Annotated in this window: 22 protein-coding genes and 1 pseudogene; 12 read left to right on the top strand and 11 right to left on the bottom strand. The window is 64.8% G+C overall.

The genetic code is table 11. The features are described 5' to 3' along the window. Window positions 1-28: 28 nt before the first annotated feature. The 3 genes from KUW00_RS22180 to KUW00_RS22170 are packed head-to-tail and all read right to left on the bottom strand — an operon-like array spanning window position 29 to window position 2,462. A complete protein-coding gene (locus KUW00_RS22180) occupies window positions 29-994 on the bottom strand; it encodes a biotin-dependent carboxyltransferase family protein (RefSeq protein WP_222570145.1) in 966 nt (321 codons plus the stop codon). Further along, window positions 991-1,713 carry a 5-oxoprolinase subunit PxpB gene (gene pxpB, locus KUW00_RS22175; protein WP_222515932.1) on the bottom strand — a complete coding sequence of 241 codons (723 nt, stop codon included), beginning with the start codon at window positions 1,711-1,713 and terminating at the stop codon, window positions 991-993. Before pxpB ends, KUW00_RS22180 begins: the two co-directional genes overlap by 4 nt. After that, the gene (locus tag KUW00_RS22170; protein WP_222570144.1) at window positions 1,710-2,462 is read right to left on the bottom strand and encodes a 5-oxoprolinase subunit PxpA; all 753 of its coding nucleotides are present in this window, start codon (window positions 2,460-2,462) and stop codon (window positions 1,710-1,712) included. The genes pxpB and KUW00_RS22170 overlap by 4 nt, the downstream gene beginning before the upstream one ends. 314 nt (window positions 2,463-2,776) lie before the next feature. Here KUW00_RS22170 and KUW00_RS22165 point away from each other — a divergent pair, with 314 nt between their 5' ends. From KUW00_RS22165 to KUW00_RS22135, 7 genes are all read left to right on the top strand, one after another. Next, a complete protein-coding gene (locus tag KUW00_RS22165; protein ID WP_045992313.1) occupies window positions 2,777-3,214 on the top strand; it encodes a VOC family protein in 438 nt (145 codons plus the stop codon). Window positions 3,215-3,345: 131 nt separating this feature from the next. After that, entirely contained in the window at window positions 3,346-4,338 is a 993-nt protein-coding gene (locus tag KUW00_RS22160; RefSeq protein ID WP_108448301.1) for a TRAP transporter substrate-binding protein, read from the top strand. 156 nt (window positions 4,339-4,494) lie between these two features. Beyond that, the gene (locus KUW00_RS22155; RefSeq protein WP_108132497.1) at window positions 4,495-5,052 is read left to right on the top strand and encodes a TRAP transporter small permease; all 558 of its coding nucleotides are present in this window, start codon (window positions 4,495-4,497) and stop codon (window positions 5,050-5,052) included. A gap of 54 nt (window positions 5,053-5,106) precedes the next feature. Then, window positions 5,107-6,411, top strand: a complete 1,305-nt coding sequence (locus KUW00_RS22150; RefSeq protein ID WP_045992316.1) for a TRAP transporter large permease — start codon at window positions 5,107-5,109, stop codon at window positions 6,409-6,411. Between the two features lie 42 nt (window positions 6,412-6,453). Continuing rightward, window positions 6,454-6,624: an acetyltransferase gene (locus KUW00_RS22145; RefSeq protein ID WP_108132496.1), complete on the top strand. Its 171-nt coding sequence runs from the start codon at window positions 6,454-6,456 to the stop codon at window positions 6,622-6,624. After that, window positions 6,624-7,028 (top strand): type II toxin-antitoxin system death-on-curing family toxin, encoded by a 405-nt coding sequence (locus KUW00_RS22140; protein WP_222570143.1) that lies wholly within the window; start codon window positions 6,624-6,626, stop codon window positions 7,026-7,028. Before KUW00_RS22145 ends, KUW00_RS22140 begins: the two co-directional genes overlap by 1 nt. Continuing rightward, window positions 7,012-7,185: a hypothetical protein gene (locus tag KUW00_RS22135; RefSeq protein ID WP_156088603.1), complete on the top strand. Its 174-nt coding sequence runs from the start codon at window positions 7,012-7,014 to the stop codon at window positions 7,183-7,185. Before KUW00_RS22140 ends, KUW00_RS22135 begins: the two co-directional genes overlap by 17 nt. A 21-nt stretch (window positions 7,186-7,206) precedes the next feature. On the opposite strand, the gene KUW00_RS22130 is transcribed toward KUW00_RS22135, so the two are convergent. From KUW00_RS22130 to KUW00_RS22115, 4 genes and pseudogenes are all read right to left on the bottom strand, one after another. Continuing rightward, window positions 7,207-8,235: a hypothetical protein gene (locus KUW00_RS22130; RefSeq protein ID WP_222570142.1), complete on the bottom strand. Its 1,029-nt coding sequence runs from the start codon at window positions 8,233-8,235 to the stop codon at window positions 7,207-7,209. Beyond that, entirely contained in the window at window positions 8,232-9,497 is a 1,266-nt protein-coding gene (locus KUW00_RS22125; protein ID WP_222570141.1) for a ComEC/Rec2 family competence protein, read from the bottom strand. Before KUW00_RS22125 ends, KUW00_RS22130 begins: the two co-directional genes overlap by 4 nt. Window positions 9,498-9,691: 194 nt before the next feature. Then, window positions 9,692-11,492: pseudogene (locus KUW00_RS22120) on the bottom strand (ABC transporter ATP-binding protein). Window positions 11,493-11,650: 158 nt separating this feature from the next. Next, entirely contained in the window at window positions 11,651-12,262 is a 612-nt protein-coding gene (locus KUW00_RS22115; protein WP_045992322.1) for a superoxide dismutase, read from the bottom strand. Window positions 12,263-12,667: 405 nt separating this feature from the next. On the opposite strand from KUW00_RS22115, the gene KUW00_RS22110 reads away from it, so the two are divergent. From KUW00_RS22110 to KUW00_RS22095, 4 genes are all read left to right on the top strand, one after another. Beyond that, window positions 12,668-13,435 (top strand): ATP-binding cassette domain-containing protein, encoded by a 768-nt coding sequence (locus KUW00_RS22110; RefSeq protein WP_045992323.1) that lies wholly within the window; start codon window positions 12,668-12,670, stop codon window positions 13,433-13,435. 68 nt (window positions 13,436-13,503) lie between these two features. After that, window positions 13,504-14,502: an iron-siderophore ABC transporter substrate-binding protein gene (locus KUW00_RS22105; RefSeq protein ID WP_261392314.1), complete on the top strand. Its 999-nt coding sequence runs from the start codon at window positions 13,504-13,506 to the stop codon at window positions 14,500-14,502. Further along, window positions 14,489-16,495: a Fe(3+)-hydroxamate ABC transporter permease FhuB gene (fhuB, locus tag KUW00_RS22100; protein ID WP_261392313.1), complete on the top strand. Its 2,007-nt coding sequence runs from the start codon at window positions 14,489-14,491 to the stop codon at window positions 16,493-16,495. Before KUW00_RS22105 ends, fhuB begins: the two co-directional genes overlap by 14 nt. A gap of 50 nt (window positions 16,496-16,545) precedes the next feature. Next, window positions 16,546-17,112: a peptide-methionine (S)-S-oxide reductase gene (locus KUW00_RS22095; protein ID WP_222570139.1), complete on the top strand. Its 567-nt coding sequence runs from the start codon at window positions 16,546-16,548 to the stop codon at window positions 17,110-17,112. A 195-nt stretch (window positions 17,113-17,307) separates the two neighbouring features. On the opposite strand, the gene KUW00_RS22090 is transcribed toward KUW00_RS22095, so the two are convergent. From KUW00_RS22090 to KUW00_RS22075, 4 genes are all read right to left on the bottom strand, one after another. Then, window positions 17,308-19,482: a TonB-dependent siderophore receptor gene (locus KUW00_RS22090; protein ID WP_315901224.1), complete on the bottom strand. Its 2,175-nt coding sequence runs from the start codon at window positions 19,480-19,482 to the stop codon at window positions 17,308-17,310. Between the two features lie 195 nt (window positions 19,483-19,677). Then, window positions 19,678-19,899: a type II toxin-antitoxin system RelE/ParE family toxin gene (locus KUW00_RS22085; RefSeq protein WP_222570138.1), complete on the bottom strand. Its 222-nt coding sequence runs from the start codon at window positions 19,897-19,899 to the stop codon at window positions 19,678-19,680. Then, the gene (locus tag KUW00_RS22080; protein WP_222570137.1) at window positions 19,896-20,189 is read right to left on the bottom strand and encodes an antitoxin of toxin-antitoxin stability system; all 294 of its coding nucleotides are present in this window, start codon (window positions 20,187-20,189) and stop codon (window positions 19,896-19,898) included. Before KUW00_RS22080 ends, KUW00_RS22085 begins: the two co-directional genes overlap by 4 nt. 133 nt (window positions 20,190-20,322) lie before the next feature. After that, the gene (locus KUW00_RS22075; RefSeq protein ID WP_222570136.1) at window positions 20,323-22,026 is read right to left on the bottom strand and encodes a multidrug ABC transporter permease/ATP-binding protein; all 1,704 of its coding nucleotides are present in this window, start codon (window positions 22,024-22,026) and stop codon (window positions 20,323-20,325) included. Window positions 22,027-22,410: 384 nt separating this feature from the next. Between KUW00_RS22075 and KUW00_RS22070 the strand changes: the two genes are divergently transcribed. Continuing rightward, window positions 22,411-23,013: a hypothetical protein gene (locus tag KUW00_RS22070; protein ID WP_052704314.1), complete on the top strand. Its 603-nt coding sequence runs from the start codon at window positions 22,411-22,413 to the stop codon at window positions 23,011-23,013. Window positions 23,014-23,100 lie beyond the last annotated feature (87 nt).

The following is a 23,100-nucleotide window of genomic DNA, read 5'->3' as shown; positions in this document are numbered from 1 at the left end:
GGCCTTGTTGGAGGGCAGCCCACCGCCCCTACTCCCAACGGGCAAGCTGCCTCAGATGGTCATCGCGGGCACGCTCCGGCGACTCCGGCACCAGGCGCACCTCGGTGCCAGGCAGGCACTGGGCCAGATGGGCGCAGGCCAGCGGGGTCAGCGCCCCCAGGCGCGGGTAGCCGCCGATGGTCTGGCGGTCGTTCATCAGAATGATCGGCTGGCCGTCCGGCGGTACCTGCACCGCCCCCAGCGGAATGCCCTCCGACACCATACCGCTCATGCTGCCCTCAAGCTGCGGCCCGGTCAGGCGAATCCCCATGCGATCGGCGCGCTGATCCAGCGTCCAGACGTCATTGAAGGCGCGATACAGGCTGGTGCCCGAGAAGCTCGCGATCTGGGCCCCGGGCACCAGCGACAGCGCCAGTGGCCCGTCGCTTGCCGTGACCAGAGCCCCCTGCTCTCGATCAGCGTCCCGCTGCCCATTGTCGGCGTCCCGCCGTGGCAGGCGACGATCGCCGCCCGAGGGCCGATCCTGCTTTGGCGTCAGCACGTCGCCCTGGGCCAGCGGCTTGCCGAAACCGTCGAGGCCACCGAGCCCTTCACGCACGGTGCTCGTGACGCTGCCCATGATGGCGCTCGCCTCGATCCCGCCCGGCAGTGCCAGATAGGCGCGCAGGCCACTTTTCGGCCTCTCGAACACCAGCCGCTGACCACGCTTGAGCGTTACCGGCTCTGCCAAAGTCATGGGTTCGCCGTCCAGAGTCGCGCCCAGGTCGGCCCCGGCCAGCGCCACACTCATGTCGGCCTCGGCCACCAGCGCAAGGCCGCCCACCATGATCTCGATGCCGGGGGCGTCCGGGGTATTACCCAGCAGCCAGTTGGCCCAGCCCAGCGCCACCCAGTCCATGGCACCGCCCTGGGTCACGCCCAGATGGCGCACACCCTGACGGCCACCATCGACCACCAGCGCCAGGGGACCTGCGCGTTCCACCTTGAGACTCATGCGCCGCTCTCCTCGGCCGGTGGTTGGGGAGTGGTGTCGCCACCCTGCGCCTCGAAGGTGGCACGGTCGATGGCCACAAAGCGCACGCGATCGCCGGGCTTGAACAGGGTGTAACCCTCGCGCTCGCGATCGAACAGCCGGGTGGCGGTGCGTCCGATCAGGTTCCAGCCGCCAGGCGACGGCGCGGGATAGACGGCGGTCTGGCGATCGGCGATGCCGACGCTGCCCGCGGCCACCTTCTGGCGCGGTGTCTTGAGTCGAGGCGTAGCCAGGGCGTCCTCGACCAGCCCCATGAAGCCGTAGCCGGGGGCAAATCCCAGCGCGAACACGCTGTAGTCGTGGGCGCAGTGGCGCTCGATGACCTGGTCGGCGGTGATGCCTGCGCGCTGAGCGATCAGCTCAAGCTCAGGGCCGACGCTTGCGTCATACCACACCGGGATCTCGTGCAGGCTGCCGTCCTCCGTCGCCCGGGGCGAAAGGTTCGTCAGGGCCTCGCCGAGGCGCGCTCGGGCCTCGCCAAGCGACAGTCTGCGGATATCGAGCTGCACCAGCACCGTGGTGTAGGACGGCACCACCTCCAGGGCATCCTCGCCCAGCCGTTCGCGGATGGCGTCCACCGCCGCCAGCACCCAGGGCATATGCGACTCGTCGATGGCGTCGAACAGCCGCACGATCAGGCTGTCGAAGGCGACTGTCTCAAGACGTGGGCTCGGCGTCATGCCCCCTCCAGCTGGTCGAAGGCCTCACGGATGGCGCGCACCGCCGCCACCGAACTCTCGTTGTCGCCGTGCACGCACAGAGTATCGGCGGGAAGGACCAGTTTGGTGCCGTCGCGGGCGGTCAGCGCCTCGCCCCGGGCCAGGGTCACCGCCTGGCCGACGATGGTGTCCTCATCGTGATGCACCGCGTCTGGCTCACGCCGGGACACCAGCCGACCTTCGCCGTCATAGGCACGGTCAGCGAACACCTCGAACCACAGGCTGACGCCCTCCTCCTCGGCAAGCGCCCTCACACCGGCGGTGTCGGCGGTGGACATCACCAACAGCGGCAGGCTTTCGTCATAGGCCTTAACCGCGCGCATGGTGGCGCGCAGCAATTCCATGTTGGTGGCCATGTCGTTGTAGAGCGCGCCGTGGGGCTTGACGTAGCCGACCCTGGTGCCCTCGGCACGACAGACGCCGTCGAGGGCACCGATCTGGTAGAGCAGCAGGTTCTCGGCTTCGCTCGGGGACACCGCCAGGCTGCGCCGACCAAAGCCCACCAGGTCGGGATAGCCGGGGTGGGCGCCGACCAGCACGTCATTGGCCACTGCGTAGCCTACGGTGCGTCGCATCACGTCAGGGTCGCCGGCGTGGAAGCCGCAGGCGATGTTGGCGCAGTCGATATAGGGCATCACGTCGGCGTCACGGCCCATCTTCCAGGCACCAAAGCTCTCGCCAACGTCGCAGTTGAGTCGGGGTATCGGCATGGGGGCAGCCTCTGTTGTCGACGTCCTTTGGTGAACCTTCGCCAACGGACGTCAGGTGGTTAACGAACCTGTTATTGTCGTCTTCCGCTGTCTTCTGTCGCCATCGTGGCGTCCAGCGCGCGCTCCGAGCACTTGCCTTCGAGCCCTTTCGCGGATGCTTCGATCGCGTTGCCGGGGCGCCACACAATATTCTCTTGTCAGTTGAATCTAACGCCCGAGTCGATTCCCGACAAATTCGGCAAGAAGATTGACGCCACGATCCTCCCCGGCCAAGAATCAGTGATATACCCCTTCACCTACTCCGGAGTTTCCCCATGGCCGTCAGCGACCCCTTCCATCTTGCCATTCAGGTCCGTGATATCGACGAGGCCCGCGAGTTCTATGGCAACTTTCTCGGCTGCCCCGAAGGCCGCAGCTCCGAGTCCTGGGTCGACTTCGACCTCTACGGCCATCAGTTCGTCTGCCACCTGAACCCCGGTCTCAAGGACGCCGCCGACGCTGCCCACAAGAACCCGGTGGACGGCCACGGTGTGCCGGTGCCGCACTTCGGCGTGGTACTGGAAATGGACGCCTGGGAGGCCCTGGCCGAGAAGCTCAAGTCCCATGGCGTCAAGTTCGAGATCGAACCCTACATCCGCTTCAAGGGCGAGCCCGGCGAGCAGGCCACCATGTTCTTCAAGGACCCGTCCGGCAACGCACTGGAGTTCAAGGCGTTCAAGGATCGCGAAAGCCAGCTGTTCAAGAAGGCCTGAGAGCCCAGCGGCATCGGCAAGGCGGCTTGATCTTCAACGCCATCCTGCCCGATGCTGCATAGTCAGACTGATACCTCCATCACGACACGTCGTTTTCACCGCCACGTTTCTACAACAACAAGGTAGGCATCATGACTCGATACTCCTCCCTGGGGCTGGCCGTTGCCGTGGCCACGCTCTCCACCGCCACTGCGTTCAGCAGCGCCCAGGCCGCCGAATGGAATCTGGCGACGCCCTACGGGGATGCCAGCTTCCACACCGAGAACACCAAGCAGTTCGCCGAGGACGTGCGCGAGGCCACCGAGGGCGAGCTCGACATCACCGTGCACTCCGGCGGTTCGCTGATCAGCCACGGCGAGATCAAGCCATCGGTGCGCCGTGGTACCGTTCAGGCCGGCGAGATCTTCATGTCGATCCTGTCCAACGAGTCGCCGGTGTTCGAGCTGGACACCCTGCCGGGGCTCGCCGGCAGCTACGACGAGGCCTGGGAGCTGTGGCAGGCGAGCAAGCCGGTGATCGAGGAGCTGTTCGCCGAGCAGGGCATGAAGCCGCTGTACGCGGTGCCCTGGCCGTCACAGGGTATCTACACCGACTTCGAGTTGAATGACCCCGCCCAGTTCGAGGGGCTCAGGGTAAGAGCGCCCAACATCAATACCCAGCGCCTGACCGAGAACCTCGGCGGCCTGCCCACCGAGACCGAAGAATCCGATATCCCCACCGCCTTCTCCACCGGCCGGGTCGACGCCATGATCACCTCGGTGTCCACCGGCGAGTCGATGGCGGCCTGGGACTATGTCTCCCACTTCTCCGACGCCAACCTGTGGATTCCGAAGAACATCATCTTCGTCAATCAGAAGGCCTTCGATCGCCTGGATGAGGCGACCCAGCAAGCGCTGATGGAAGCGGCGACCGAGGCCGAAGAGCGCGGCTGGGAGGCCAGCAAGGCCGATATGGAAGGCAGCGCCCAGGCCCTGGAGGAAAACGGCATCACCATTGGCGAGCCCAACGAGGCAGTGGCCGGAGCCCTTTCCGAGGCCGGTGACAAGCTCTTCCAGGACTGGGAGAGCCGCGCCGATGACCGGGCCAAGGCGCTGATCGAGGACTACCGCGCCAATACCGAATAGCGCTCGGGACGAGCGGTGAGGGGTGTCCTCGCCGCTCGTTCGTTGTCCCGTTCACGGCCTGTCTTTCGCAACACGCCACGTCGCGACGCCGTGCAAGAAGGGTGCGGTCAACGACTCACGGACAACGTATCGCTCCACTGACGCCAAGGATCGCCCATGAAGTTTCGCCTGATGCCGCTTTACCGCCTTGGTGGGCTGGGTGCGGCCGCCTCCATGGTCGCCATCTGCGGCCTGATCACCATCCAGGTGCTGTTTCGCCTGCTGGATGCCCTGCTGGTGCTGTTCGGCAGCGCGCGTCTTGGCCTCGAGATCACCGGGGTGTCGGAACTGGCGTCCTTCCTGCTGGTGGGCGCGACCTTTCTCGGCATGGCCTACACCTTCAGCCACCACGCCCACATCCGCATGTCGCTGGTGATCCAGCGCCTGCCGGCGGCTGTGCGCGCCTTCACCGAACTGTTCTGCCTGGCGGTGGCTTCGGCGCTCAACGCGCTGTTGTGCGTATCGCTGTGGCAACTGATGCACGAGAGCCTCGAGTTCGACGACGTCTCCTCGGGACTGCTCGCCGTTCCGCTGTGGATTCCCCAGCTGGCGTTGCTGGTCGGCATGGCGCTGATGAGCCTGGCCCTGGCCGAAGCGCTGATCCACACCGCCAGACAGGCGCTGACGGCGCCGCGCCGCTTCGAGGCCCCGGACGAGGAACCCAGCCATGACTGACTCGAGGATTCCTGTTCGCCTGCAGCGCCTGTCTCGCCAGGAGGGCTTGCCGAGATGCTGACGATCAGTCTGGTCACCCTGCTGGCGCTGGCGGTGCTGCTCGGCAGCGGCGTGTGGATCGCCTACGCCCTGCTCGGCACCGGCTTTATCGTGCTGACGCTGTTCTTTCCGCTCGAGCCCGGCCCGATCCTGGCCTCGGACTTCTGGGGCGCCAGCTACGGCTGGGACCTGACCGCGCTGCCGATGTTCGTGTGGATGGGCGAGATCCTGTTTCGCTCGGGGCTCGCCAACAACATGTTCCAGGCGCTGTCACCCTGGCTCGGGCGTATTCCCGGACGCCTGTTGCATTCCAACATCATCGGCAGTGGGCTGTTTGCCGCGGTCTGCGGCTCCTCGGCGGCGACCTGCGCCACCGTCGGCAAGATGACCCTGCCGGAGCTTGAAAAGCGCGGCTACGACAACGATCTGGCCATCGGTACCCTGGCCAGCGCCTCGACCCTGGGGCTGTTGATTCCGCCGTCGATCATGATGATCGTCTACGGCGTGGTCACCGAACAGTCGATCTCTCGCCTGTTCATCGCCGGCGTCGGGCCGGGACTGATGCTGCTCGGTCTGTTCATGACCTACGTGATCGGCTGGTCGCTGCTGGTGGGCAATCGTCGTGGCGCGGTGGGCAAGCGCGACAGCGACATGCCGCTGCGCCAGAAGCTGTCGGGAAGCCTGCAACTGCTGCCGCTGCTGGCACTGATCGGCGGCATCCTCGGCAGCATCTACGGCGGGCTTGCCTCGCCCACCGAGGCCGCCGCCTCGGGGGTCGTGCTGTCGATGCTGATCGCTCGAGCCAACGGCCACTTCAACAGCACTATCTTCAAAGACGCCCTGTTCGCCGCGGTGCGCACCTCCTGCATGATCGCCTTCATCATCGCCGGGGCCTCGTTTCTGTCCTCGGCCATGAGCTTCACCCAGCTGCCCATGGACCTGGCCGAGAAGATCGGCGCCATGGGTCTGTCACCGGCCTGGCTGCTGGTGGTGCTGACCCTGTTCTTGCTGGTGCTGGGCTGCTTTCTCGACGGTATCTCGCTGATCCTGCTGGTGACCTCGATCATCATGCCGGTGATCGAGACCGCCGGCTTCGATCTGATCTGGTTCGGCATCTACCTGGTCATCGTGGTCGAGATGTCGCAGATCACCCCGCCGGTGGGCTTCAACCTGTTCGTGATCCAGGGCCTGACCGGGCGTGACATCATGTCGATCACCCGCGCCACGCTACCCTTCTTCCTGCTGATGATCGTGGCCATCGTGCTGATGAGCCTGTTCCCGGGCATCGCCACCTACCTGCCCCAGGCGATGAGCGGCTGATAGACTAGTTGACAAGATGCTAGGCAGACAGGGGTACGCTACATGAACAGCAAAGTTGAAAAGTACGGCCTCCAGGCCGTGGAACGCCCGCGAATCAAGGCGACCAGAAAATTGGACCTCTCGGGTCCCGAGGGGCAGCAAATCGTCAAGTCGGAGACCAAGCTGGCGTTACGCACGCACAGAAATACCTTCCGGAAACTGGCCGACATGTAATGGAGATCATCCAGTTTCCATTTGAAAGAGTCATTGAGATCAACACCTTGATTCTGGCCACCGAGCCAGGGATGCAAGGTTCTGTGGATGTTGGAAAACTTCAGGGAGCACTGGGTCGTATTGACAATGCCATCGTCTACAGCGGGCTTGATGATGTGTTCGAAATTGCTGCCAAATACACTGCAAGTATCGCTGTCGCCCACGCGCTCCCCGACGCCAACAAGAGAACCGGCCTTGCCGTGGCATTGGAGTATCTTTCACTCAACGAATACGAACTTACGGCAGATAACGACCTTCTGGCGGACGCCGTCAGAGATCTGGTTCTCGGAAGCATCACCGAAACCGACTTCGCCGATGTCCTGTACGCCCAGTACGTGAAAGAGGCTCATGACTCTCCGTCTTGAGTGCAATAGCTCTCGTTTACCTCTTCTACGGAGATTTTCCAGACAATCGCTCCACCTCGCCACGCTACCGTTCTTCCTGCTGATGATCGTGGCCATCGTGCTGATGAGCCTGTTCCCGGGCATCGCCACCTATCTGCCACAGGCGATGAGCGGCTGAGGCCTACGACTGCCCTACCCATCAGGCCTGGTGGCGCTGCCTGAGCGTCTCGATCACCTCTCCCAGACGACGCCTGGCCTCGCCGTCTGGCTGCTCGGCGACCAGATCATCCAGCACCTGGACCACGTCGGCATCACGGCGAGCCCGCGCCGCCTTGCCAGTCTTGTCGCCCGCGTCATTTGCCAGCAAGGCGCAGATCACCCGGTCCAGGGTGCCGAACAGAAAATCGATGCTGTAGCCGGCGAGAAAGCCCAGGGCGGCGCCGCTCAGCGCCACCTGTGCGCCCTGATCGGTGGGAATCTGGGAAACGAACAACACGATGGCGCCACCGGAGAGCGTGCCCAGCACGATGCGATTGACATGTTCACCGATCCGCGCGGGATCGAAGGTGCGACTGTACAGCCGGGTCGCGGTCACCCGCAGCACAAAGGCGAAGGCCCCGAGGGCACCATAAAGAAAGGGCTCGGTGTGGCGAAGTCCCTCGTAGATAAAGTCGAGCGCGGTATTCCAGTGGGTCCAGTCGAGCCCAGAGGACGGCCGGCCCGTATCGATGGCGTACATCAGCACGTTGGAGCCGATCACCGCCATCACCACCGCCCCGGTCCACCACCAAAGGCGAATCAAGTACTTGCCGGTGCGGCTGTCGCGCATTCGACCATCGCTGTCCGGGCGCGTCGCCGCCAGGGTACGTGGCGAGATACCTGGGTAGAGCCGAGACAGGCGCCGGTAGCAATCCACCACGCCGGCCAGTTCTTCGGTGGTCAACAGCTCCTTGCGATCGGTCTTTTCCTTGGCCACGAAGTAGGCAGTCAGGTCGATCTCCGGCGGGTAACCTTCGAACTCCTGGGCGTAGTCCAGCAGCGCCGTGGTGTCGTCGAGCAACTTGCGGATACGCTCTCCGCAGCCATCTTCACTGCCGCTGCCGCTGCCGTTGCCGTTGCCGTTGCCGTTGCCGTTGCCGTTGCCGTTAACATTGTCACTATCGCTGCCGCCGTCGGCATCATCGTCCCTGCGATCGCGACGAGGCCCCTCCTGCTCTGAACTGCTCATCGACAGTGTCCTCCCTCGCTTGCCTGGGTGCGCTCGTCCACCACACAGATCAGGCCGTTGATGGTGTAGCTCTCGCCATCGGTGTGAACGACGATGTGGCGATTCTCGACGTAGGCCCCCAGGTAGCTTCCACCTTCGCCCTGGCGCGTCTGGAACAGCAGCGGTGCCGGGCTGAGCTTGGCCAGGCGATCCAGCGGAGCCTGACGCGGCAGGCGATAGCGTAGGTTCACTCCGCCATCGCCGACGCTGAGCACGGCCACCTCGGGTCTCAGCGTCTGCACAAAAGTGTCGCTGGTGCTGGTGTCGGAACCGTGGTGATTCAGCTTGAGCACGTCGACGTTGCCCACCTGGGCGGCGACGAAGGCTTCCATGGGTACGCTGCGAGCGCCGCCGCCGGTGAGGTCGCCGCCGGTGAAGTAGCGAAAGCGCCCGTGCTCGATGATCAATGCCACGCTGCGGGCGTTTTCACGCCGCGGATGAAGTGACTGCTCACCGACCTCGCAGAAACCGATATCCCCGGCCAGGTGCCTGCCGCCGGCAGCAGCCACCTGGATACGGGTGTCGGCGCCCAGTCGCAGCTGGGGATGATCGGGACGACAGTCGGGGATAAGCTCGACCAGCCGCGCCCCCACGGCCCGGGCCGCCGCCAGGTACTCGCCGTACTGGGTGTCGCGGCCGGTGGGAGACAGCACCTCGGGCTTGATACCGGGTCGCTCCAGCACCGTCTCGACGGTGACGCCCGCCTCGATGAGTTCATCGAAGCCACCGATATGGTCGGCGTCATAGTGGCTGGCGAGAAAATAGTCGAGTCGATCGATCCCCAGTGCGATCAGGGCCGGCGCCACCACCCTGCGGCCATCACCGCGATTTCCCGCATCGATCAACAGACTCTGACCGCTGCCGGTATCCACTACCAGGGTGGCGTCACCCATGCCCACGTCGAGGTGCAGGATGCGCAGGTCGGCGAGGGCCGGTGTCGTTGCCAGGCAACCCAGCAGCATAGCGGCCCGGACCAGGGCACTCGGACGCCAAGCCGCCAGTAAACAAGCCGCCTGTAAACAAGACGCCGACACTCGCAAGGCCCGCATCGCCAAGGCAGGTGCAGCCATGCCCGGTACAACAAAGCCCGGTACAACAAAGCCCGGTACGACAAAGCCCGGTACGACAAAGCCCGGTACGACAAAGCCCGGTACGACAAAGCCCGACAGCAGACGATGGAACGCCCGGCGACGGACTCCGCCCCCGAGCAGTACGCAGCTCATCCTTCACGCCTCATGCAGCATAGGAAGTTACTACTTACTTACCCTAGACTGCACAGACGGCGCTGGCGAGCCGTATCCTCCACACCGGAACCGGTTCCGGGGCCGATCCCGGGGCCTGTTCATGGGCCGGCACCGGGCCCGCGGCCAAGCCCCGCGCATCGCGACAGGTCAGGGCGACAGGTCAGTGCGCCAGGTCAGGGCGACGTGGCTGCCACCGTCGCCGCCTCGCCGGTCTGCACCTGCCACTGGGCGGCGTAGCGCCCGCCCCGGGCGATCAACTCGGCGTGGTCTCCACGCTCGACCACCTGCCCCCGCTCCATCACCACAATCTGGTCGGCGTGGACGATGGTCGAGAGCCGGTGGGCGATCATGATCACGGTACGCTCACCGCCGATACGCGACAGCGAGCGCTGGATCGCCGCCTCGGTCTCGTTGTCCACCGCACTGGTGGCCTCATCCAGCACCAGCACCGGGGGGATCCTTGAGCAGCGCCCGGGCCAGCGACAGACGCTGACGCTGCCCGCCGGACAGGCGCACGCCGCGCTCACCGACACGGGTATCGAGGCCGTCCGGCAGACGCTCGATGAACTCCCAGGCTTCGGCGGTACGTGCCGCGGCGATGACCTCCTCGTCACTGGCCTCGGGACGAGCATAGGCGATGTTGTCACGCACGCTGCCCTCGAACAGGTAGACGTCCTGGCTGACCAGGCCGATGGCGTCGCGCAGCGCCCCTTGGCGAAGCTCCGCCACCGGGGCGGCGTCGAGCTCGACCTGCCCCTGGTCGGGGTCGTGAAAGCGCAACAGCAGCTTGATCAGGGTCGACTTGCCGGAGCCGGTGGGCCCGACCAGCGCCAGGGTGCTGCCGGCGGGTACCGCCAGCTCCACAGCATCGATGCCGGCGCCGCTGCCCGGGTAGTGAAAGCTCACTTCTGAAAAGCGCACCTCGCCACGCACCGGCGTCTCGAGCTCACGGCGTCCATCGTCGCGCACCCGGATCGGGGTAGCGATCAGATCGAGGATGCGCCGGGTGCTGGCCATGGCCCGCTCGAACAGGTCGATGACCTGGGCCAGTCCGGTCAGCGGCCACAGCAGCCGCTGGGTCAGGAACACCAGCACGCCGTAGGCGCCGACGTTGAGCTCACCGGACAGCGCCTGCATGCCGCCGACGATGAAGGTGGCCAGAAACCCGGTGAGGATCGCCATGCGGATCACCGGAATAAAGGCCGAGCTGATACGAATGGCACGGCTGTTGGCGTCCACGTAGGCCTCGCTGTCGGCCTTCAGCCGAGCCGCCTCGCGGGCCTCTGCGGTAAAGCTCTTGATGGTGGCCATGCCCTGAATATTGTTGGACAGCCGGCTGGACAGCACCCCGACCTTCTCACGCACGTCGGCATAGAGGGGACCGGCCTTGCGCTGAAACACGAAGGCACCCCACAGGATCAACGGCACCGGGGTAAAGGCCAAAAGCGCGATCAGCGGCGACAGCACGAAGAACACCGCCCCCACCGCCACCACGGTGACGGCGACCTGGATCAGCGAGTTGGCACCGCCGTCGAGGAAGCGCTCGAGCTGGTTGACGTCGTCATTCATGGTGGCGACCAGCTCACCGGACGAGCGCGACTCGAAGAACCCCATGTCCAGGCGCTGCACGTGCTCGTAGGCGTCCTGACGCAGGTCGGCCTGCAGGCGCTGGGCAAGGTTGCGCCACAGGATCTGATAGAGGTACTCGAACAGCGACTCGCCGGCCCAGATAAAGAAGGTCAGCACCCCCAGCACAATGATCTGGGAGCTGGCCGAGACGAAGCCGAGCCCCGCCACGAAGCTCTGCTCCTGGTTGACCACCACGTCGATGGCCACCCCGATCAGGATCTCGGGGGCGATATCAAACAGCTTGTTGATCATCGAACACAGGGTGGCGGCGACGATCCGTCGACGATAACCGCGGGCGTAGCGCAACAGGCGCCCTAGTGCCTGCAGGCTGGATGAGCGGGACACGGCGTGAACTCCTTGCTGTCGCACCACAAGGGCGACGACCAATCCAGACGGCGCCCCAGCCGGGGCACCAACGAAAAGCGCCGCGGCCCTGGGGGCCGCGGCGCGGGTCTTGCGCTAGCACGGATGACGTCGAGACATCGACGTCAGGCCGGCTTCGCTCAGGCAGTGGCGGCCTGGTAGCGACGCTCGACTTCGTCCCAGTCCACCACGTTGAAGAAGGCGGCGATGTAGTCGGGACGCTTGTTCTGGTACTTCAGGTAGTAGGCGTGCTCCCACACGTCCAGACCCAGCACCGGCGTGTTGCCGTGCATCAGCGGGCTGTCCTGGTTCAGGGTGTTTTCCACCACCAGAGCACCGTCCGGAGTGACGGAGAGCCAGGCCCAGCCAGAGCCGAAGCGGCCCAGCGCGGCCTTGGTGAAGGCATCCTTGAAGGCGTCAAAGCCGCCCAGTTCCTTCTCGATGGCCTCACCGACCTTGCCCTTGGGGTCGCCACCACCGTTCGGGGACATCACGGTCCAGAACAGCGAGTGGTTGGAGTGGCCGCCGCCGTTGTTGATGACCGGCTGGCGCTTGTCTTCCGGCAGACGCTCCAGGTTGGAGATCAGCTCGTCGACCGGCAGGTCCTCGAGACCGGTGCCTTCCAGGGCGCCGTTGAGGTTGGTGACGTAGGTGTTGTGGTGACGAGAATGGTGGATCTCCATGGTCAGCGCATCAATGGAGGGTTCCAGTGCGTCGTAGGCGTAGGGCAGTTCCGGCAGAGTATGTGCCATGGTGATACCTCCTTCCTTGTCTAAATTGGGCTGGGTTCAGGGGGGATAATCGTATCCCACTCACCAGCTTACGTCATCGTGGGCCTCATACTATAGGCAAGACGCGTTCTTCTCGCTAGCGTGCTCCACGCCAAACGCATTGCCCGCCTGGCGGTGTCGGCATCCCTGCCGCCGTTGAAGAGGCCCGATGTCGTGGACCACAGGGTGTCATCCTTTACGCCCCTTCTACAAGGGTTGATCAATAGTCTTTCAGCGCAACGCCTCCCTGACGTGCATCATTGACAATAACAAACAAATTGATAACCATTCCTATCCATTGTCTTTCCTGCCCGGTCGCCCGGACCAGCCTGCCCGGACCAGCCAGCCCAAGCCACCCTGCCCCAGTCACCCAGCGGAGCCGTCTTCATGTTCGATCTTCAGTCCGCTTCCTTCGCGATCCCGGGCAAGACCCTGCTGTCGCCGACCAGCCTGAGCTTCGATGCCGGCCGGGTCCACGGACTGATCGGCCACAACGGCTCGGGCAAGTCGACCCTGCTCAAGCTGATGGCTCAGCAACAGCCGGCCAGCGAGGGGCGCATCCTGTTCAACGGCCAGCCGCTCGAAGCCTGGGGTCGCCGCGCCTTCGCCCGCGAAGTGGCCTATCTGCCGCAACACCTGCCCAGTGCCGAAAGCCTGACCTGTCGCGAGCTGATCGCCTTTGGTCGTTACCCCTGGAAGGGGCTCCTGGGTCGCTCGCGGCGCGACGATCACGAACACGTGGCCCGAGCCATGGCGCTGACCCACACCGAGGGCTTTGCCGATCGCCTGGTGGACACCCTGTCCGGCGGCGAACGCACCCGGGTGTGGCTGGCCATGCTACTGGCCCAGGGCAGCCGCCTGCTGCTGCTCGATGAACCGCTGGCGGCGCTGGATATCGCCCATCAGGTGGAAGTGATGACCCTGGTACGCAAGCTGTCGCGGGAGCTCGACCTGGGCGTGGTCATCGTGTTGCACGACATCAACATGGCCTCACGCTTCTGTGATCGCCTGGTCGCCCTGCACAGCGGCCGCGTCATCGCCGAAGGCGACCCGCAGACGCTGATGACCGGCGACCTGCTCGAGGACATCTACGGCGTGCCGATGCAGGTGATGCCCCATCCCTCCGGCGAACACGCGGTGGCGCTGGTGCAATGAGGTTGTCCTTGAATGTCCGCCGTGCTCTGACTGTCCGCCCTTCTCTGGTGTCCCTGGCTTCCCTGCGCTTGCGTTCTGGCCTTTTTCGCTCGGGTCGTTGCCATAGCCTGGCGTGGCTGGCGCTGTCGGCCTGGCTGCTGGCGTCTCCGGCCAGTGCCGCGCCGCGTATCGCCAGCCTGGACTGGACCCTGGCCGAGACGCTGATCGCACTTGACGCGCCACCGGTGGCGCTGGCCCAGGTCGACGACTACGAAAGCTGGGTGGGGCTCGAGGCACCGCCAGGTGCCACCGACATCGGCCTGCGTACCCAACCGAACCTGGAACTGCTGTCCGAACTCGACCCCGACGCCATCGTGATCTCGCCGATGTTCGCCAACCTGGCGCCGCGCCTTTCATCGATCGCCGAGGTCAAGCAGCTCGCCATGTACAGCGGCGAGGGCACCTTCTGGTCGCAGTCGCTGGCGCTGACCCGACAGCTCGGCGAACTGGTGGATCGCGAAAACGCCGCCGAGGCGCTGATCGAGGAGACCGAGGCCTACATCGCGGACATCGCCGCTCGACTGCCCGAGGACACCCGCCCGCTGTTGCTGCTCCAGTTCATGGATGAACGCCACGTGCGCCTGTTCGGTGAGCACAGCCTCTACCAGGCGGTGCTGAAGCGCATGGGCCTGACCAACGCCTGGCAGGGCACCACCAACGCCTGGGGCTTCAGCCTGATCGGCATCGAACAGCTGGCCAACTATCCCGAGGCCCGCATCGTGGTGGTCGAACCCTATATCGCCGGGGTCCGCGAGGCGCTGGCCGACAGTGGCCTGTGGCGCCATCTGGGCAGCGTCCAGCGCGACGACGTCGTCACCCTGCCACCGGTGTGGAGCTTCGGCGCCCTGCCCTCGGCCAGGCGCTTTGCCACCCTGCTGGGTGACGCCCTCTCCAGCAACATGCCAGATACCAGCGCTCCCGATTCCCACACCCCCGACACCAGCGCTCCCGATACCAGCGCCCTCGACACCAACGAAAAGGCCACCACACCGGATCAGGCACAAGGAAATACCGATGCTCGCCGCTGAATCCCGCGTCCGCCGTACCTCCGCGCTGGGCATCACCGGCCTGGTGCTGGCGCTGGCCTGCATGCTGGCCGCCTTCTACTCCCTGGCCGAGTTGGGCGGCCCACAGGCGGCGCTTGCTGCTCTGATCGATTCGGGGGCGCTCGGCGCCAATGAACCGCCAGACCCGGATACGCTGGTGCTGCACTACAGCTGGTGGCCGCGCCTGGTAATGTCGCTGAGCGCCGGCGGCGCCCTGGGGCTGGCCGGGGTGCTGATGCAGCAGGTGCTGCGCAATCCACTGGCCGCCCCCACTACCCTGGGGGTGGCCAGCGGCGCCAACCTGGCACTGATGGTCGCCACCCTGATGGCGCCTGGCCTGCTGGTGCTGGGCCGCGAGTGGGTGGCGCTGGCCGGCGGTGGCCTGGCCATGGGACTGGTGTTCGCCCTCGGCTGGCGCCGTGGCCTGTCACCCGGCGTCGTGGTACTCGGCGGCCTGGTGGTCAACCTCTACTTCGGCGCCCTGGCGGTGGTGCTGCTGCTGTTCAACCAGGAGGCGCTCAAGGGCGTGCTGGTGTGGGGCGCCGGCTCGCTGGCCCAGAACGGCTGGGACGGCGTGCTTTACCTGTTGCCGCGTCTGGTGATCGCCGGCGCCCTTGCCATCTGGCTGCTGCGCCCGCTGGCGCTGCTGGAGCTGGACGACGCCAGCGCACGCAGCCTCGGCGTCTCGCTCAAGTGGCTGCGCCTGGGCGGGCTGGGTCTCGCGGTCTTCATCACCGGCTGTGTGGTGGCGGTGGTCGGCATCATCGGCTTTATCGGCCTGGCGGCGCCCAATATCGCGCACATGGCCGGCGCCCGGCGTCTGCCGGCGCGGCTGGGTTGGTCGATCGCGTTCGGCGCGCTGCTGCTGGCGATCACCGACCTGGTCCTCCAGGGCGGCGTCGACGCCCTGCCTACCCTGCTGCCCACCGGGGCGACCACCGCCGCCCTGGGGGCACCGCTGCTGCTGTGGCTGATCCCGCGCCTGCGCCTGACCGCCCGGCGTCCACCGCCCAGCTCGAACCCGCAGGCCCTGCGTGCCGAGGCACCCGGGCGCCTGCTGCTGGTGCTCGCCGTGCTGCTGGCCCTGGCGGCCCTGGTCGGCATTCTGATCGGCCAGTCCAGCAGCGGCTGGTCGTCGAGCCTCGACGGCGACGTTCTCGACTGGCGCTGGCCGCGCATCTTCGCCGCCGCCGGCAGCGGCGCCCTGCTGGCCATCGCCGGCACCCTGATCCAGCGGGTCACCGCCAACCCCATGGCGAGCCCGGAACTGCTGGGCATCAGCGGTGGTGCGGCGATTGCGCTGATTCTCACCATCTTCCTGGTGCCAGCACCGAGCAACCTGACGCTGGTGGGCGCCGGCACCGTTGGCGCGCTGGTCGTGCTCGGCGTGCTGGTGACGCTCAATCGCGCCAGCGGCTTCCAGCCAGAGCGCCTGCTGCTCAGCGGCGTGGCGATCACTGCGCTGTTCGACGCGGTGCGCTCGATCGTGCTGGCAGGCGGAGACCCACGTGGTCAGCAGGTCATCGCCTGGCTGTCAGGGTCGACCTACTACGTCGACCCGGTCTCGGCGCTGGTGGTGCTGGGTATCGGGGCGCTGGCCGCCGTCGCCGCCCAGGCGCTGGCTCGCTGGCTGGATATCCTGCCGCTGGGCGCTGCCACCGCCAAGGCGCTCGGGATCCACGTCGAGCGTGCCCGCCTGGGCCTGCTGGCGACGGTGGCGATACTGACCGCGGTGGCCACCCTGATCGTCGGTCCGTTGTCCTTTGTCGGCCTGCTGGCGCCTCATATGGCGCGTCTGATGGGGCTGTCCCGGGCTCGCGCGCACCTGGCCGGGGCAGCGCTGATCGGGGCGCTGCTGATGGTGCTGGCCGACTGGGTCGGCCGCCAGCTGCTGTTTCCCCAGGAGATCCCGGCAGGCCTGGTCGCCTCGCTGATCGGCGGCAGCTACTTCATGTGGGGGCTGCGAAAGTTGTAAGCTAAAGGTGTCTTCGGTGACAAAACCGCTCCGCCAACGAGGGAATCCCGATGCACGACAGCCTGCCCCTGCTCCGTCCTTCCCTCGCCCGTCTGGCCCTCGGCGGTAGCTGCTACTGGTGCCTGGAGGCGGTCTATCAGTCGCTGCGCGGGGTCGAATCCGTCCACCAGGGCTGGGTCGCCGCCGACGGCGAGCACTCCGACTTTCATGAAGCAGTGGTGGTGGACTATGACCCCTCGCGACTGCCCCTGGACGTGCTGATCGAGATACACCTTTACACCCACCGGGCCACCGCAGACCACCAGCGCCGCGACCGCTATCGCTCTGCGGTCTATGTGCTGACCGAGTCTCAGGCAGCTTCTGCTCGAGACACCCTGGCCCAGTTGCAGGATGACTTCGACGCGCCCCTTCTCACCCGAGTACTGCCGCTGGTGGACTTTCGCGCCTCGAAGGAGGACTACCAGGACTACTTCTACAGTGACCCGTCGCGGCCCTTCTGCGAACGCTGGATCACCCCAAAACTCAAGCTGTTGCTCGAGCGCTTTAGCGACGTCGCCGACGACGAGCGCCTGGCCCGGGCCGGGGTAACGGCGGAGGGCGGCCGGGGCCTGGGCTAGAGAGCTAGAGAGATAGAGAGATAGAGAGATAGAGAGATATGGCTATAGAAAGACAGGAATAGCGATAGCACTCGGCCCGCCTAGGCCCGCAGCCCTTCTACCGGCAGCCTCCATACCAAGACGCCCGACCGGGAAAACCGGTCGGGCGTCTCGATTCAGAGAGTTGGTCAGCGGGCCTGAAAGCCCGCCACTGGATCAGAAGCGGTACTTGATGCTGCCGACCACGCTGCGCTCCTCGCCGTAGTAGCACCAGTAGTCGCAGCCGGAGACATACTCCTCATCGGTCAGGTTGTTGACGTTGACCTGGGCGGTCCACTGGGGCGTGATGTCATAGCTGACCTTGGCGTCCCACAGGGTGTAGGAGTCCACCACAGTATCAGAGTTCTGCGGCGTATCGACTGTCTCGCCCACATAACGCACACCGCCCCCCAGGTTCAGACCGTGCAAGGCGCCGGGGACCGCGTAGTCCAACCACAACGAGGCCTGATTACGCGGGATCAGGCCAGCGCGCAGGTTGCGCTCCTCACGACTGATATCGACGCGTACGTCGGTATAGGTGTAGGCGGCGGTGACCTTGAGGTCGTCGGTGACATAGCCCACCCCCTCGATCTCGAAACCCTGGGACTCGCGCTCTCCCCCCTGTCGTTGACTGGAATCACCGCTGGTATAGAGGGTATCGCTTTCCTCAAGGTCGAACACCGCAGCAGTGATATAGCCATCCAGCCAGTCCGGGGCATACTTGACGCCGACTTCCCACTGCTCGCCTTCACTGGGACGATAGGCGCGACCGTCCGGATCGGTGCCAACTTGTGGCGAAAAGGACTCGCTGTAGCTCAAGTAGGGCGAGATGCCGTAGTCGCCCAGGTACATCACGCCACCGGAGAAGGTGGTCTCGTCCTCGCTGCCGCCACCGTTGTCTTCACCGTCGATGCGGTTGGTCACGTCCACGCTGTCATGACGCAAGCCGGCCAGGAAGATCCAGCGATCATCCAGACGAAGCTGGTTCTGGGCATAGAAGCCGAGCTGTTCCTTGCCTTCCTCGTGATCGGTTCCGCGTCTGGAGCTCGGGGTAAAGTTGCCGTGATCCTGATTAAAGATATCGAAGGGGCCACCAAAAGGATACTGACCGAGAAAGCTATTCTCATATACGTCATTGTTTTGATAGTCGATATCAAGGTCCTGGTAGTCGACGCCGACCAGCAGGGTGTTCTCGGTGCGATCGCTGTACCAGCGGCCGATGGCGCGGGTATCCACCGTGACCGCGTCGAAGTCGCCGTCGCGATAGGTCAGGCCTCGTGGAACTTCACGATAAACATCTGGCTCAGGGAAAGGTTTCAGTACAAAGACGTCGCGCTCGAGCAGGTCCAGGTGGCTGTAGCGGAAGTTCTGCTCGATGTCCCAGGTATCGTTGAGACGGTGGGACAGTTCGTAGCCCAGCGCCCACTGCTCGTGTTCCTGGCGCTCGTAGTCCGGCTCTCCCAGGTTGTCCTTGGGGTCGAGCTTGCCGAAGGGCGTGTTATCCACGGTGCCGTAGGGCAGCTTGAAGCCGTTGGTAGGCGTGCCGTGGTCCTTCAGGTAGCTGGCCAGGAAGGTGACGCTGGTATCCTGCGACAGATCGAGCTCCAGGCTCGGCGCCAGATAGACCCGCTGATTGTCGGTGTCCTCGATCTGGCCATCATTCTCGCGGAACAGTCCGACCATGCGATAGCGCACATCATCGCGCCCTGCCACAGGCCCCGAGACGTCGACGCCCACCTGCTCGTGGTCGTCGCTGCCGTATTGCAATTCGATCAGCCCCTGAGGCTCGTCGGTGGGACGCTTGCTGATGGCGTTGATGACACCCCCGGGAGGCGCCTCGCCATAGAGGATCGAGGCCGGCCCCTTGAGCAGTTCGACGCTCTCGAGGCCGAAGGTCTCGGTGCTCCACCAGAAGTAGCCGCCCTCACGAAACTGACGCAGGCCATCCTGGTACAGTGAGTCCTCGCCATTGAAGCCGCGAATATAGAACCACTCGGCCTTGTTGTCCTGGCCGAACGGCTGGGATACCACACCACTGCGGTATCGCAGCACCTCGTCGTACTTGTTGACCTGGCGGTTATCGAGTTCCTCGCGGGAGACCTGGGAGGTAGCACGAGGCGTCTCGAGCACCGGGGTCTCGACCTTCAGCGCCGAGGTGCTCACCACCATGGTGTCGCTCGTCACCTCGGTGACAGCCTCCTCCTGGGCAAACGCCATCCCCGCCCCGGCAAGTGGGGCCAGCCCCAGCGCGAGGCGCACGGCGATGGCAAGCGGACGGCGGGAGACAGGACTGCCGGGCAGGGAGTCGGTGAACCGTGGGCTGGCGGAAGGACGGGGACTGGCGGGTTGCATGCGGTGGGCCTCGGAGCGCATCGAAGACGACAACAAACGGCGTTGAACGTTCGTAAAACATCTTCGGCATGCTAATTGTTTTCATTTTTACACGCAATCAAGACCAGCTTTCGTTTATAGAAATCCCGCCAAAGGCCGATGTCGATCAAGGGCTGCGAAACCACCTCGCGCCATCAGCGACACCAGAGCGTCCCGTCAACCGCAGGCAGGCGAAGGCCCGAGCCAGTCATGGACGGGGCCCAAGGATGTCAGGCAGGGGTTGTGGACGAATCGCTGAATGGGAAAGGAGGCAAGGGCAGCGGCTGCATCGCTGATGAACTGATCCATTCGAAGGGCGGCCGCCGGATTGTCCTCGGCAATATAATCGACGGCGTGATGCCGGTCGGCCTCGGCCTCAGGCGTCCAGACGACCCTCACTCACTGGACTCGTCGGCCTGCTGCAGCAGGTGTTTTCGACGCAAGACAGCGTCGGCTTCGACCTCCTCGTTCGAACGACCATGCCCTGCCCGCCTGGAAGCCCGCGCCGCTTCCACCTTGCTGCGCAGAAAGTCGTCATGCTCACGCACTTGACGTTGGCGCTCGATGAAGTCGCGCATCAGCTCTCGCGCCACCTGAGACGCCGGCCGGTGCACCGCCGCCGCCTCGGCCATGAAGGCTTCGTGCAGTTCAGCCTCAAGCTTCATGGTAAACACGGCTTGCTTGGTCATTGTTGTGTCCCCTTCATTGCCACTTCGTACTGACCAAGTATATACAAGGTCAACACCCGAGACACCGTGAGGCTCCGGATGTGCAGACCACCGCCCGCAAAGTCGAGGAGCGCAGGCATTTTTCGGACAAGCCCTACAGCGGATCGAGCCGGGCCACCGCATCCCGACTGGCGGCCTCGCGGCTGGACCCGGTGAGTTCGACAAGCTGCCCCGAGCGCATCTCGAACAGGCGGTCGGCGTGCTGAAAGTAGTGGTCGTCGTGGCTGATGGCGAACACCGTCTTGCCCATGTCCTTGAGTCGCGGCAGTAGCTCACGATAGAACACCCGCCGGAACTGCGGGTCCTGATCGGCGGCCCATTCGTCGAGCAGCAGGATATCTCTCTCCTCGGCCACCGCCATCAACAGCGCCAGCCGCTTGCGCTGCCCCTGGGACAGCTCCGGGTTGGTGACCCGCTGGCCGTCGAAGTGAAGCTTCTCGCGCATCGCCAGGTACTCGAGCCAGTCCTCGACCAGCGCGGGGTCGGCCTTGTCACCGCCAGGGCCTATCAGGGTGTCGAACTGGTGGAAGTCGGTATACACCGCGGAAAAGCGCTGGCGATAGGCGCCCAGCTCATCGGCCCCCACCTCCTGGTCGTCGATCAAGAGACGCCCCTGGTGGGGCCGGTAGAGACCGGTCAGCAGCTTCGCCAGGGTCGACTTGCCGCTGCCGTTGCCGCCGATCAGAAATACCAGCTCGCCACGCCGCAGGGTCAGGTCCAGCGGCCCCACGGCGAAGCCCGGGCCTTTCGACGCTCGCCCTGCCCCGTCTTCTTCGTCGGACGCTTTAGCGGGCTCGGGGTAGCGAAAGGCCACGCCTTCAAGGTGCAACCGCTGCCAGCGCTCGCCATCTGCCTCCTGCACCCCGAAGTCGCCCTTGGCCTCGGCCAGATCGAGTCCACGCAGTTTGTCGAAGGCCACCTGGGCGCTTAGCAGCGTCGGCAGTGCGCCCACCGCCGAGATCAGCGGGGTGCGCAGGAACAACAAGGTCAACGAGAAGGTTGCCGCCACCTCGGTGGTGGCCCAGCCAAGCCCATTGGCCAGATAGAACACCACCCCGATGGCGCCGAGCATCATGATATTGGAGACATTGACCGCGCTCAGGTGATAGGTGTCGGCGCGGATGACGTGGTGACGATAGCGGCGGGCATCACGATCGTAGGTGTCCTCGAACAGGGCTCGCGCCCGGGCGCGATTGAGCGCCAGCTCCTTGCGTCCATCGATGACCGCCTGATAGTGGCGATAGAGCGAATCCTCGGTCGCACGAACCTGGGCCAGATGGCGGTAGACCCGCCCTACCAGCCAGGCCCCTCCTGCCATGGTCAGCGTGACCCACAGCGCGGTGACCAACAGCAGCCCGGGGGACAGCCAGCCGAGATACAACGCCGAGCCCAGCGTCAGCACGATGCCCTGAACCAGCTCGGGCAGACGTACGAAAGCGATGGTGATATTGCGGATATCGCTGGACAGACTGGCCAGTAATTCGGCGCTGCCCAGGCGTTCGAGGCGCTCGATATCGGTATCGAGGATCTGCTTGACCAGACGGCCTCTCAGGCCATAGACAAAGTGATGGCCCAGGGTGGTCAAGGCCAGCTGAGAGGCCAGAGTCACGGCCAGCAATGCCACGATCACCCCGAGAAACTGCGGCAGCACGCCGAGCGCATCTCCGGACACCTCGATCAAGCGGCGGTTGATAAAGGCGATGGCGCCGATACCCAGTCCGGCACTGGCAAGGCTCAGCAGCATGACGCCGATAAAGGGCCAGCGATAATGACGAAAGACGACGCTCAACAATTCCACGAAACAGGACCTCGAGGGGCGGGCCGGACGGCGCTTTCGCACCGCTTATACGGTGTCGATCGTCGCCCTGGCCATGATAATGCGGGCAAGGGGCCGGTATTGTCCCAGAGGCAACACACCATGGAAAGCCGCATGCGCACCTGACTTTTCAAACAGGGATCATCCCTGAAATAGCGCCAGGTCGGCTCTCTCGAGCACGTTTGAAACAAGCTCTGTGGTGGCGTCATCGATAGGCAACAGAGCCTTGCATGTTTCTTTCACAAGACTGGCTTGAAATCTTGTACATAACCTCCACAATGATTCGTGCAACATCGCAAGTCGCAGCACAGGAACCCGCTGCGACCGATGACATCGCTGGAACCATCCGCGAGAAGGAGAAATGGAATGATCCGCAAGAATCTGCTGACTACCGCTATCGCAAGCACCGTCTTCGCCGGCACCATGGCCGTGGGCACCAACGCCTTCGCCGAGCAGAACACCGCTCAGAATAATGGCGCCGGTAACCAGCAGCAGGCTCAGGGCCTCTACTCCGCCGATGAGCTGATGGACGCCGACGTTTTCGCCAAGGGTTCGAGCGAGGATGAAGTGGGCGAAGTCGAGGACATCCTTCTCGACAATGACATGAAGGTCCGCGCCATCGTCGTCGAAGCGGGCGACCTGCTTGACCTCGGCGGCAGCGAGTATGTGGTCGAAACCGGCAACTTTACCGTGCAGACTGCCAACGGCGACAGCCTCGACAACATCGAGTACAGCGTTCATCTGGACATGACTCAGGACGAGGTGTCCCAGCTGCCCGAATACACCGATACCTGGTGGAACCAGACCAAGTCCAGCGTTCAGCAGGCCTGGATGGACACCAAGGAAGGCGCCCAGAGCGCCTGGCAGACCACCAAGTCTGCTACCGCCAACGCCCTGACCAGCGCCGGCAACGCCATCGAAGGCGCGGGCGACAATGCCCAGGACGCCGCTCAGGACGCTACCAACTAAGAGCGATCCGAAGCTGACGGGCAGCGCCCGTCAGCCAGAGTACACACCCGGCCTTCGCGCCGGGTGTGTTGCGTCTGGCTCCCCGAA

It is taken from the genome of Halomonas sp. DP5N14-9 (assembly GCF_019802175.1).
Classification (GTDB): domain Bacteria; phylum Pseudomonadota; class Gammaproteobacteria; order Pseudomonadales; family Halomonadaceae; genus Halomonas; species Halomonas litopenaei.
This window is presented reverse-complemented; position numbering and strand designations above follow the sequence as displayed.